This window comes from Legionella sp. PC997 (assembly GCF_014109825.1).
Classification (GTDB): Bacteria; Pseudomonadota; Gammaproteobacteria; order Legionellales; family Legionellaceae; genus Legionella.
This window is the reverse complement of record NZ_CP059576.1, coordinates 3,719,735-3,733,169: the sequence shown is the minus strand read 5'-3', so window position 1 is coordinate 3,733,169 and position 13,435 is coordinate 3,719,735. Positions and strand designations below refer to the sequence as shown.

Genomic DNA, 13,435 nt, shown 5'->3' with positions numbered 1-13,435 from the left:
GAGGGTATAAAATGAGCTTAGGAACTGTAGTAGAAATTATTGGCGCGGTTGTGGATGTGGAATTCCCCCGTGAGAATGTCCCTAAAATCAATGATGCATTGAAACTTGTCGATGGTGATTTGGTTTTTGAAGTACAGCAACAACTGGGTGATGGTGTAGTTCGTACTATTGCAATGGGAACAACCGAAGGACTTAAGCGCGGTTTAAAAGCTGAAAATACAGCGAATCCTATTCAAGTGCCTGTTGGCAAAAAAACTCTAGGCCGCATCATGGATGTTTTGGGTCGTCCAGTTGATGACGCAGGTCCAATCGGTGCTGAAGAGCATTGGTCAATTCACCGCAAACCGCCAAGTTATGAAGAGCAAGCTGGAAGTCAGGAATTGCTTGAAACAGGTATTAAAGTTATTGACTTGCTTTGTCCTTTTGCGAAAGGAGGTAAAGTGGGTCTATTCGGTGGTGCCGGTGTGGGTAAAACCGTTAACATGATGGAATTAATCCGAAACATCGCGATTGAGCACAGTGGATACTCAGTATTTGCGGGTGTAGGTGAGCGTACTCGTGAAGGAAATGACTTCTATCATGAAATGAAAGACTCTAATGTATTAGACAAAGTATCCTTGGTTTACGGCCAGATGAATGAGCCCCCAGGTAACCGTTTACGCGTGGCACTAACTGGCTTGACTATGGCTGAAAAATTCCGTGACGAAGGCCGTGATGTGTTGTTATTTATTGACAACATTTATCGTTATACTTTGGCAGGTGTTGAAGTATCAGCACTTTTAGGCCGTATGCCTTCCGCAGTGGGTTACCAACCAACACTTGCTGAAGAAATGGGTATGCTGCAAGAGCGTATCACTTCTACCAAGACTGGTTCTATCACCTCGATTCAAGCGGTATATGTACCTGCGGACGATTTAACTGACCCATCCCCAGCAACTACGTTTGCTCACTTGGATGCTACAGTTGTATTGTCACGTCAAATTGCTGAGTTAGGTATTTATCCTGCAGTAGATCCTTTGGACTCTACTTCTCGACAATTAGATCCATTAATTGTAGGACAAGAACATTACGATACAGCTCGTCGTGTACAACAAACATTACAACGCTATAAAGAATTAAAAGATATTATTGCTATTCTGGGTATGGACGAATTATCTGAAGAAGATAAACGTGTTGTTACTCGTGCGCGTAAAATCCAAAGATTCTTGTCACAACCATTCTTCGTTGCTGAAGTATTTACTGGTTCTCCAGGAAAGTACGTTTCTTTGAAAGATACGATCAAAGGCTTCCAAGGTATTCTCGCGGGTGAATATGATGATTTACCTGAGCAAGCTTTTTATATGGTTGGTAGCATTGAGGAAGCGGTTGCTAAAGCTAAGACCTTGTGAGGTAGGCAAATATGACTAGAACAACGCACTTAGACATTGTTAGTGCTGAACATGAAATATTCTCTGGTGTAGTAGAAATGGTAGTTGCCACCGGAGAATTAGGCGAAATAGGTATTACAGCCGGTCATGCACCTTTGCTTACAGTTCTAAAGCCAGGTGAGGTACGAGTTACCTTGCCTGGTGGTCACCAAGAAATTTACTATGTTCAAGGTGGAATGCTGGAAATACAACCCAACTGTGTGACTGTTCTTGCCGATGTGGTTGAGCGTGCTGATCATCTTGATGAAGCTGCTGTTCTTGCTGCTAAAGCGCAAGCCGAAGCTGCAATGTCAAGCAAAGGCGGTGAAATGGATTATTCCGTAGCTGCTGCAGAATTAGCTCGTGCTGTTGCACAAATTCGAGCTATTCAAAAAGTTAGAAAAATAGTTAAATAGTTATGTAGTTCCAATTTTGTAGCCTCTTTTGTTTTATACTTTTTATTAAAGAGGCTCCAATTCACCATGGTTTTTCTTCTTTTCATTCATAAATTGGGAATTTAACCAAATTACATTAATCTTCGATTATCTGTTTTGTTCTCCCCATTCTTTTTTTCAGGAGTTGGAAATTTTTTAGTGCCAATTTCTGAATATAAAATAACCTGATTTCTGCCGTTTGCTTTCGCAAAATATAAAGCTTTGTCAGCTGACTCGATTAATTCCTCTGGGGTACGCCCATTATTAGGAAATACAGATATACCAATAGAAATTGTTATTGGACCTACGTGTTGCGCTCCATATTTTATTTGTATTCGCGAAACTGAATGCCTTATGCTCTCAGCACGGGTTTTAATCATATCGGCATTGGTGTCATAAAAGACAACTATAAATTCTTCCCCACCATAACGTGCAGCAATATCCCCTATACGAATATCATCTTGTAACACTTTTCCTAGTTCTTTTAGGGCGGCATCACCCGCATCATGCCCATAAGTGTCATTTATTTTTTTGAAGTGATCTAAATCTAACATCAATACAGCGAGTGGCACTTTAGTGCGCTCTGATTGGTGAATTTGTTTTAAAAGAAAATCCTCTAAATAACGTCGGTTATATAAACCGGTTAAAGGATCACGCATGGATTGATATCGGAGATTCTCCCTTAAACGTACATTAGCAAAGGCTAGTGCAGTTAACTCGGCAAACGCAGTAATTAAAAGACGCTGACTTTCAGAAAATGCAATTGGGGTTTCTTCTACAATTTCTAAGTACAACAAACCATAAATATCATTTTGTGCCATTAATGGCACACAGATGTATGTTGAGTTTTGTTCTTTGGTAATGTTTACGTGATTGCAAATTAATTCATGGTGGTTTGACCGCACATGATGAATTCTCCCCAAACGCAGGGCCCAACATTGTTCGGGAGTGAAAGTAGCTTCTTGAGTATTTGGCTCGCCCCAAGTTGTTGCGAGTTCAAGATAGTTTTTTGAGGGATGCATCACATACAAATAACCACTGGCAAAATGCAACATTCGCTGGCAATATTTGGTCATAACATTACTTAATTCATTTTGAGAGTTGCACGCGAGCATTATATCGCTCATCTCGACAAGCAGCGTAATTTGTTCGTTTTTATCTTGTAGAGCTTGCATTCCGGCGTTGAGTTTTTCATAAGAGTCTTTAAGAGCAAGTTGTTCTTCAAGTTGCTTGGTAATGTTGCGGATAATATGCATTGTGCCACTAATCACGTTTTTTTCATCGCTAATTAAACTGGATGTAATTTCATAGATCACCCGCTTTTTTTGAAGTTCCACCTCAATATTTTTAACAACTTCTTCTCCTTGTAGTGACTCCTTCCAGGCCTCAATTAATTTATTTTTTGAGCTCGGACTCTCGGCAAATGCTTCCTCCAAACTCATCCCTACAGCAATAGACTTACCAAATAAACGTTTAAATTCGCGTTGATAAGCTTCATTAAAAATAATGTAGCGGCAATTGTTATCCACGGCTGCTATCATGTCTGTGGCGCTTTCTAGAATACTCCTTAAGCGCGTTTCCACATTTTTTCGGTCGCGTTCTGCCTTGAGGCTTCGGTCAAGCTCTTTGTTGGCCAGGATGAATACTAAAATTAACCCGAATATGCTAATAATACCACCAACTATATTGATTAGGTTTGCCAGTTGGGTATCGTTCAACACCATATCATTTCTTCCCTTGAGCAGGACTAATTCAACCGATTTAATTTCTTGACCTAAGCCCTTAATTTGATTGGAAAGATCAACTTCTTGTCGGAAAAAATCGATACCCTCTTGTGTATTTAACTGATTATTCATCTTTAATTGAATGGTTTGATTTAATTGACTAAGTCGTTGGTTGGTTAAATCTCTAAAACGCGTGACGCGTTCTGCTTGGGAGGGGTTATCCTTGGTTAATTCAAGCAAGTTATCGAAATTTGATTTGAAGCCGGTTTTTATCTTATCCATATTCATTATAAACTGATTATCACCTGAGATAAGATAGCCTCTTTGCTGCGAATTAATGCTGACTATGGCATAGAGTATTTCATCTGTAGTATGAATCACTTCATAAGTATGGGTTACCCAACGGTTCGCTTCGACCAGTTTGTTGGATTGACGATAGGCAAAAATGCCATCCATTATTACAAGTATAAGGGCCGGTATAAAAATAAAATAAAGCAAGACTTTGCTAAATTGAGAATCCGTATTGGCAAATAGCGAGTTCTGATTTTGCTTTTTGCTGTTATTCATATAGGTCAATTCCATTTTCCCCTTTATTCAATTATATATCATTATCAATTAAATTGACCGGGCAGAGAAAATTGTGAATAAAAAAAGAGTATGATTTCTTTTAATTTACAACCACTTGATCTTATATTTTTTTGTAATACACAAAGTTATCCACAGGATAAAAATGATATGAAAAAAAGCATATTTTAAAATACATTAAATTTCAATAACTTATAAATTTACTCCCAATAATTATGAACGTACACACAAAGTTATTCACAATTTATAAGCTCTTTCTATATATGCACTAACCAGAGTTTGATAAAATTACTTTCCAATAGAGCATCACGATGGTTAAATAGTAATTATTAATCCCATGAATAAAAAAACAATGAATGAAGTAACAGAACGCAAAGCATTAACTGAATTTACAGAAAAGGCTTACCTAGACTATTCAATGTACGTCATTTTGGATAGGGCCTTACCCCATATTGCAGACGGATTAAAGCCTGTTCAACGACGTATTATTTATGCAATGTCTGAACTGGGTTTGAAGGCAACTGCCAAATATAAAAAATCAGCGCGTACGGTCGGGGATGTGCTAGGTAAGTTTCATCCTCATGGTGATAGTGCCTGTTATGAAGCCATGGTACTCATGGCCCAACCCTTTTCGTACCGATATCCCTTTGTGGATGGTCAAGGCAACTGGGGATCCCCTGATGATCCAAAATCATTTGCCGCCATGCGTTATACGGAAGCTCGCTTATCGCCTTATGCGGAAATTTTACTTTCAGAGTTATTACAAGGTACTGTGGATTGGACTGATAATTTTGATGGAACTTTACAAGAACCCTCATTATTACCAGCACGCTTACCTAATATATTATTGAATGGTGCAACCGGAATTGCTGTGGGGATGGCTTCAGATATTCTGCCCCATAACTTGACCGAAGTGGCTAATGCCTGCATCCATCTTTTGGATAATCCTCAAGCCGATTTAAACGCAATCAGTCAATATATCAAGGGTCCAGATTTTCCAACAGAAGCTGAAATAATAACTCCGACCGAAGCCATAGCGAACATGTACGAGACAGGTAATGGTTCAATTAAAATGCGGGCTGTTTATAGTCAGGAAAAGCAAAATATTGTCATCACTGCGTTACCCTATCAGGTATCGGGTGCGAAAGTAATCGAGCAAATTGCGTTACAGATGCAACAGAAAAAACTTCCTATGGTTGAGGATTTACGTGATGAGTCCGATCATGAACATCCTACGCGACTGGTTATTATCCCGCGTTCAAATCGAGTCGATGCCGAAGGATTGATGTCTCATTTATTTGCAACCACAGATTTGGAACGCAGTTATCGAGTTAATTTTAATATGATAGGACTCGATGGCAGACCCAGGGTAAAAAATTTACTAGATATCCTGAACGAATGGTTGGCTTATCGATTAACCGTAGTGAGACGACGCTTGGAGTATCGTTTGGCAAAAGTGCTCGATCGCATACATGTGCTTGAAGGCTTACTAATTGCTTATCTAAATATCGATGAAGTTATTGCCATCATTCGTGAACATGAGCATCCTAAACAAGGATTAATGGCTCGTTTTAATCTTAGTGATCGTCAGGCTGAAGCGATTTTAGAGATGAAGTTGCGTCATTTAGCAAAGCTGGAAGAGATAAAAATACGCGGTGAGCTGAATGAACTTTGTGCTGAACGCGATTATCTGCAAAACATCCTAGCCTCAGAGCAACGATTAAAAACCTTGATTAAAGAAGAGATTATTAGAGACAGAGATGAGTTTGGTGATGCGCGGCGTTCACCAATTATAGTACGCCAAGAATCACAAGCATTAAAAGAAGAGGACATCTTACCTAATGAGCCCATTACAGTAGTGCTCTCTAAAAAAGGTTGGATAAGAGCAGCTAAAGGTTATGATGTAATCGGAAGTGAGCTAAGTTATAAAGCGGGGGATGAGTTTAAGGCTCAAGCCATGGGGCGCTCAAATCAACAAATCCTCTTTTTCGATAGCGAGGGCAAAGTTTATTCTTTGCCGGGTCATGTTTTGCCCTCCGCTCGAGGGCAGGGTGAGCCTTTGACCGGGAAGCTTAATCCTGCTGAAGGTGCCCTGTTTGAAGCGGTAGTTGGTGGCGAAGCGGAACAGTTGGTGTTATTAGCTTGTGATGCGGGATACGGGTTTATTGCTAAGATAGGCGATCTCTATGTGAAAAATCGCAACGGCAAAGCCTGTATTAAATTACCGGCATCCAGCCATATTTTGCCACCGCGCGTCCTACCTAAACATGATGAGTTGTTTGTTGCCTGTGCCACAAGTGTTGGCCGCTTACTAATTTTTTCTGCAAAAGAGGTACCTGAGTTATCTCGAGGAAAAGGAAATAAATTAATTAGTATTCCTACTGCTAAAGCATTATCACGGGAAGAGTATGTCATTGATTTGCAAGTGCTCTCCGCAGCGGACTCACTCACCGTGCATGCGGGTAAGCGTCATTTTACATTGAAAGGTGCCGATCTGGAACATTATAAAGGAGAGCGCGGACGACGAGGTAATCGCTTGCCACGTGGTCTGCAAAATGTGACTCACCTGCAAGTCAATACTTCAGAATAATTCTGAATTGAATTATAACCTGGGCCAAAACCCAGGTTATAAGCGCCAAAAAATATCCCGAGTTCAGCGGGCTGCACCAAGCTATGAATTCCTAATGACAGGGACCCCATCGTTTAACCCAGGATTTACTCCAATGATCTATTAAATAATTCATAGGAGTGATAAAGTGCTTGAAGTAATACGCTCATGTCATTTCCAATAATGGAAAATAGTTTAGATAGGGAAATCTGAGTATCCATGTTAAAAATTTTTACCTTTGTTGCATGCCTGTTACTAAGCTCTTGTTTTATGGTTGGCCCTAATTATAAGGAGCCGATAAAACCAGTTGCTGCTCATTGGCCAAAAAAGGATGCAACGGTAAGAGAGGCCCCTTTTACCACCACGAAATGGTGGCAAGTTTTTAATGATCCCGTGCTGACCTCTCTAATTTGTCAAGGGTATCATAACAATTTGACCCTCCAAAGCGCTGGAGTAAGAGTTTTACAAACCCGAGCACTATTGGCCCAATCGGTAGGTCAGCTATATCCGCAGCAACAGGCAGCTATTGGTAACTTTACCTATTATGAGATTGGTGGGGGTGAGCTGCAAACGGTTTTGCCCTCATCTTTTGAAACCCTATCATTAGGTTTTTCTGCGAATTGGGAAATTGATTTTTGGGGTAAATATCGAAGAGCAATTCAAGCCAATGATGCTACATTTTTATCTTCGGTTGCTGCCTATGATAACGCCTTGGTCACGCTTACCGCAGATATTGCCAGTACCTACATCCAAATTCGTACTTATGAGAAACAAATCCAGGTAACGAAAGCGAACATCAGGGTACAAAGAGAAGGATTAAAGATCGCTCGTGCTCGATATAATGCAGGCCAAACCAACCTCATTGATGTGGAACAAGCACAGACCGAGCTTTCACAAACTGAAGCCTCTCTGCCATCCCTAGTAAATAATTTAGAACAACAAAAAAATGCCTTGGCCCTTTTATTAGGTACGGTGCCTAACGGTGTTGATGGGGCACTGAGAAACAGTAAAGGAATTCCCAAAGCGCCTTCAACTGTAGCTGTTGGAATTCCTATCGAAACCTTGGCACGACGTCCAGACATTTATCAAGCGCGTATGGATGCCATTGCACAATCGGCTAAAATTGGCGCTACAAAAGCAAATCTTTTTCCATCCTTTGCCTTAAATGGAACATTTGTTTTTTCTTCTAATAATATTGGTCAAAATTCATTGTCAGATATATTTCAATGGGCAAATCATTCCGTTACAGCGGGCCCGACTTTTAGCTGGCCAATACTCAATTACGGACAAATTACTAACGCAGTTCGCGCCCAAGATGCTGTGTTCCAGCAGTCTTTATTAAGCTACGTTAATTTGGTGCTCAAAGCACAGCAAGAAGTTCAAAATAGTATTATTTCCTATATTGAAGCTAAAAAAACAGAACATGCGTTAATCAAAGCAAATAATGCTGCGATTAAAACATTACGACTGGCAATAATACGCTATGTTGATGGTGAAGTAGACTTCACCCCGGTTTTAAATGCTGAGCAACAACAATTAAGCGTCCAGACCTCACTTGTTAATGCCCAGGCAAATATTCCACTGGCGTTGGTTTCTCTTTATCGTGCGCTGGGTGGGGGTTGGCAAATTCGCGGTGCGAATGATGTGGTACCCCAACAAATAAAAGCTGAAATGGCCGCACGCACGAACTGGGGTACTTTGCTTAAACAGCAAAATCATGAGCCGCCGCGGTCGAAGAAAGATGAAATAAAGCAACTTTATTTACCTAAATGGTAAAGGATTAAACGATGTACCGAAACGCAGCAAACAAAAAGTCTCTCTCTCCTCATATCGGCAGAGGGATGTAGGGGTTAGGGTATTTTAAGGGAACATTAGGAAATTAAATAAAATGGTATCGGGTATGAACTTTAACAGAGATTCAAAGTCAGTCAAAATTGCCGGGATAGTTGTTGCTATTTTACTTCTTATTTATTTGATTTCACATTTTTTTGGCAAAACCAATGCGCCGACCATCCCGGTACCTGCCGTTGTCGTGCAAAAACCCATCATTGCTGAAATGGCAGAATATGTGACCCAAACCGGGAGTACTGTAGCTTATAACTCGGTTAATTTGGTTGCACGTGTCGAAGGTTATCTTGATTCAATCGAGTTTGTAGATGGTACGTTTGTAAAAAAAGGCAAAGAGCTCTTTGTAATTCAGCCCGAGCCCTATTTTGAAAAACTTAGGGCTGCGAAAGCGACTGTTGCTGCAGCAAAAGCATCACTTATATACAACAAATCCGAATATGCACGCCAACAGCGTATGTACAAAGAGCATGCCACTTCGCTAAATGAAGTTGAAAAATGGTACGCCAAAACTCTCGAGATTGCTGCAGAATTGGATAAATCAGAAGCTGATGAAGTAAATGCTGCCATTAATTATAGTTATACTCATATTTCGGCTCCATTTGATGGACGTATTGGTCGGCATTTGGTGGATATAGGTAACCTTGTGGGACATGGAGAAGCCACTAATTTAGCCACCATTGAGCAGATAAATCCCATCTATGTTTACTTTAATCTGAATGAGATTGATTTAATCAACTTACGCGCGGCGGCTCGCGCACGTGGGTTTAAACCGGAAGATATTAATAAAATTCCAGTAGAAGTAAGCTTACAAAATGATCCTAAAACGAAGTATAAGGCAACGCTGGATTTCGTTAATACCGGCCTTAACGCGTCTACAGGAACTATGGAGCTTCGCGCTGTTTTACAAAATAAAGAGTACATTTTTGTTCCTGGCCTTTTTGTGCAAGTGCGAGTTGCAATCTCCAGACCTAAAAAACAATTAACTGTGCCGGATACTGCAATCCTTTATGACCAAATTGGCTCTTATATATTGACTGTGGATGAGAACAATGTTGTGGTCACGAAAAGGGTCAAATTAGGTAGTGTAGAAGAGGGAATGCGGGCGGTTGCAACGGGACTTACCGCTCAAGACAGAGTAATTATTGAAGGCCTGCAGAATGCGACTCCTGGTAATAAGGTTGAGCCACGTGAGAAAACAACACCACCAAAAAATAATGGGGAAGCCAAGCATTAATCATGTCAGGCATGCGTTGTTCGAAGGAATTGTTACAACAAGTGAGAAAACGGCAGAATGATTTCTAAATTTTTTATTGAGCGGCCTATATTGGCAAACGTTATCGCACTACTCATAGTGCTATTGGGCGCGGTAGCTGTATTTATATTACCCGTATCTCAATATCCTGCCATAGTCCCACCCACCATACAGGTAACCACCACCTATCCTGGAGCGGATGCGAAAACACTCATCAAAACAGTAGCTCTGCCTATTGAACAACAAGTGAATGGTGTGGAAAACATGTTGTATATGCAATCCAACAGCACGAATAATGGTACCTATACTTTGATTGTTACTTTTGCAATCGGCACGGACCTTAATTTTGCCCAAGTATTGGTGCAAAACCGGGTTCAGTCTGCCATGGCTCAGCTGCCTGAATCAGTGCAAAAACAAGGGGTTTTGGTCCAACAAAAATCAACGGCCATTCTTCAATTTATTACCCTAACCTCCAAAAATAATGAATACGATGGACTATTTCTGGATAATTATGCTGCGATTAATATGCAAGATGAGTTGTCGCGTTTACCTGGGGTAGGAAATGTGCTTATTTTTGGAACCGGGACATATGCGATGCGTGTTTGGCTGGATCCCAAAAAAATGTTGGCTTACTCCCTAAATCCAAGTGATGTTCTGCAAGCCATTAGTCATCAAAACCAGGAAGTTTCTTCCGGGCAAATTGGTGCGCCACCTACCAGCAGTAAAGCCTCATATCAATTTACAGTGAATGTTCCGGGACAACTTGCTGATGTCGATCAATTTGCCAATATCATTGTGAAAACAATCGCACAACAGTCCAATCAAACGGCTAATCAAAGTAGTAGCGCTCAAATTGTACGTATTCGGGATGTGGGTCGTGTAGAGCTTGGGTCTAACAGCTACAATCAGATCGCGAAACTGAACAACAAGCCGGCGGCGGCAATTGGTATTTACCAGCTTCCTGGAGCCAATGCACTGCAAGTGGCAACTGAAGTACGTAAAGCCGTTGAGAAAATGGCAAAAAAATTTCCACCAGGGATGGAATATTCAATCCCGTTTGATACAACCGTTTTCGTGAAGGCTTCCGTAGACGAAGTATATAAAACCTTGTTCGAAGCGGGCATTTTGGTTCTGGTTGTTATTCTGCTTTTCTTACAAAATGCACGCGCCACTTTAGTTCCTACAACTACGGTACCGGTAACCATCATTGGCGCGTTTTTCGCGATGTTGGCCTTAGGTTATTCCGTTAACTTATTGACATTATTTGCGTTGGTCTTAGCAATTGGGATTGTGGTTGACGATGCGATTGTAATTGTTGAAGGCGTAACCCAACATATTGAAAGAGGGACGCCACCCAAACAATCAGCAATTAATGCGATGGCCGAATTAATGGGCCCCATTATTGGTATTACGCTGGTATTAATGGCGGTATTCGTTCCGGCAGGTTTTATGCCTGGCTTGACTGGAGCGATGTACGCCCAGTTCGCTTTGGTTATCGCCGCAACCGCGTTCATTAGTGCGATTAACGCTATGACCTTAAAGCCCACACAGTGTGCTTTATGGCTCAGGCCCATTGATCCGCAAAGAAAGAAAAATATTGTTTTTCGTTTATTTGATAAGTATTACTACCCTATTGAAAATACCTATCTCAGATTCATTGACAGACTGGTCCATAATAATAAATCAGTTTGTCTCATTGGCCTTGCTTTGGTGCTATTGGCAATTTTAGGCCTTAGCCGTATTCCCACTGGGTTTATTCCTCTGGAAGACCAGGGTTATGCCATGATGAACGTGCAACTTCCAGATGGTGCCAGTTTAGGTCGCACGGAAGCCTTATTGCGTGATTTGAGCGACCAAGTATCTAAAATCGATGGAATTGCCAATGTGATCACCATTGATGGCATCTCGCTATTAGATAGTAGCTCGAGCCTTGCCAATGGTGGAGTTTTGTATGTGATGTTCAAAGATTGGAGTGTTCGAGGTAAAAAAGAGGATTTGCTGTCGATGTATAAAGCGCTTAATGCCATCGCGGAAAAAACCCTTGGCGCTAAAATTTTAGTTATGATTCCTCCGCCCATTCAAGGTTTAGGGACTTCGGGTGGTTTTCAGATGCAAGTTGAGTTGCAAGATGGATCATTCGATTATCAAAAATTGCAAACGGCTACCGATCAGTTGATTCGCTACGCAAGTCAGCAACCTGAGTTACAAAGGATGATGACCTCTTTCCGTGCTTCAGTCCCTCAGCTTGCTGCGCCAATCAATCGTATCAAAGCAGAAGCTTTGGGCGTTTCTGTGGGCGATGCATCGGATACCTTACAAACCTATCTTGGCTCATCTTATGTGAATTTATTCTCAAAATTCGGACAGGTGTTTCAGGTTTATGTTCAGGCAGATGCAGATTCTCGCATGACGGTTGGCGATGTTCGTAATTATTACGTTAGAAATAAATCCGGTGAAATGGTGCCATTGGGAACCCTGACTGATATGTCACCTACCGTGGGACCGTCCATCATTTCTCTTTATAATTTATACCCTTCCAGTAATATTTATGGGGCTGCGGCACCAGGATATAGTTCAGGCCAAGCCATGCAAGTGATGGAACGCTTAGCGAAGCAAGTTTTGCCAGCAGGTGTTTCTTATGAGTGGACGAGTACTGCCTATCAGGAAAAAATTGCCGGAAATATGAGTTATTATATCTTTATTTTGTCACTGGTTTTAGTATATCTGATTCTTGCCGGTCAATACGAAGACTGGATCGCTCCTGCTGCGATTCTATTAAGCGTTCCCTTAGCCCTAATTGGGACGGTTCTTGCTTTGTCCGCCTTGGGTCTTTCCAATAATATGTATACCCAAATTGGGATATTGCTGCTGATCGCTTTGGCTGCAAAGAACGCCATTTTAATTGTTGAAGTAGCAAGAGAACAGCATGAGCTTCATAATAAATCGATTATGGAAGCTGCTGTAATTGGTGCTAAAACCCGTTTTCGCCCTATTTTAATGACTTCTTTTGCCTTTATTCTGGGAGTGATGCCTTTAGTATTTGCAACAGGTGCTGGGGCTAATGCACGGAAGTCCATTGGCATTGCAGTATGCAGTGGGATGTTGGCATCGACTTGCCTCGCTGTAGTTTTTGTCCCTGCATTTTTTGTGATGTTGCAGACCTGGCATGAGAAAAGAAGGAAGAGGAAAAACGCTCATCCACAAGGTGTGGAACAAGAAGTTAAACTTTAGCTACCCTAGAATACTTGGAGTAATGGCACGTCATCTCTACTTTTAAGTTCGGAATTACATCCGCTAAATCCAGTGTTTTGATAGAACACTTGATTTTGCGATCAAATTTATAGATAACCGAGTGCCCTGCACTCCTTCCGCTAAATACTTAAGGTTGGCATAATGTTATTATGATAAAATAAATACACAATGTATATTTTTTGAGTATTGACCGACATTTTTAATAAACTCCAGATTAACTTAATTTTTAAATAAAACGACACGTATGACTCAGAGTGAGCGCCATCCTCTATCGATCTCTTTTTCCACTCATAAGGTTTCGATAAGGTTTCGTATGCTAAAATATG

7 protein-coding genes are annotated in these 13,435 nt (G+C 41.0%); 6 read left to right on the top strand and 1 reads right to left on the bottom strand.

Annotated elements, in window-relative coordinates:
- Positions 1 to 11 precede the first annotated feature (11 nt).
- Together atpD and HBNCFIEN_RS16300 are read left to right on the top strand one after the other, a co-directional pair.
- Positions 12 to 1,388, top strand: coding sequence for a F0F1 ATP synthase subunit beta (gene atpD / locus HBNCFIEN_RS16305; RefSeq protein WP_182392106.1), 1,377 nt, complete (start codon positions 12 to 14; stop codon positions 1,386 to 1,388).
- Between the two features lie 11 nt (positions 1,389 to 1,399).
- Positions 1,400 to 1,822 carry a F0F1 ATP synthase subunit epsilon gene (locus HBNCFIEN_RS16300; RefSeq protein ID WP_182392105.1) on the top strand — a complete coding sequence of 141 codons (423 nt, stop codon included), beginning with the start codon at positions 1,400 to 1,402 and terminating at the stop codon, positions 1,820 to 1,822.
- 110 nt (positions 1,823 to 1,932) lie between these two features.
- On the opposite strand, the gene HBNCFIEN_RS16295 is transcribed toward HBNCFIEN_RS16300, so the two are convergent.
- Positions 1,933 to 4,131: a diguanylate cyclase gene (locus HBNCFIEN_RS16295; RefSeq protein ID WP_182392104.1), complete on the bottom strand. Its 2,199-nt coding sequence runs from the start codon at positions 4,129 to 4,131 to the stop codon at positions 1,933 to 1,935.
- A gap of 355 nt (positions 4,132 to 4,486) precedes the next feature.
- On the opposite strand from HBNCFIEN_RS16295, the gene parC reads away from it, so the two are divergent.
- The 4 genes from parC to HBNCFIEN_RS16275 all read left to right on the top strand — a co-directional run bounded on the left by parC (position 4,487) and on the right by HBNCFIEN_RS16275 (position 13,088).
- Positions 4,487 to 6,739, top strand: a complete 2,253-nt coding sequence (gene parC, locus HBNCFIEN_RS16290) for a DNA topoisomerase IV subunit A (RefSeq protein WP_182392103.1) — start codon at positions 4,487 to 4,489, stop codon at positions 6,737 to 6,739.
- A 237-nt stretch (positions 6,740 to 6,976) separates the two neighbouring features.
- Positions 6,977 to 8,533: an efflux transporter outer membrane subunit gene (locus tag HBNCFIEN_RS16285; protein ID WP_182392102.1), complete on the top strand. Its 1,557-nt coding sequence runs from the start codon at positions 6,977 to 6,979 to the stop codon at positions 8,531 to 8,533.
- 124 nt (positions 8,534 to 8,657) lie between these two features.
- Positions 8,658 to 9,839, top strand: a complete 1,182-nt coding sequence (locus HBNCFIEN_RS16280; protein ID WP_255464274.1) for an efflux RND transporter periplasmic adaptor subunit — start codon at positions 8,658 to 8,660, stop codon at positions 9,837 to 9,839.
- 57 nt (positions 9,840 to 9,896) lie between these two features.
- Complete coding sequence (locus HBNCFIEN_RS16275; protein WP_182392100.1) at positions 9,897 to 13,088, top strand: efflux RND transporter permease subunit; 3,192 nt, start codon at positions 9,897 to 9,899, stop codon at positions 13,086 to 13,088.
- Positions 13,089 to 13,435 lie beyond the last annotated feature (347 nt).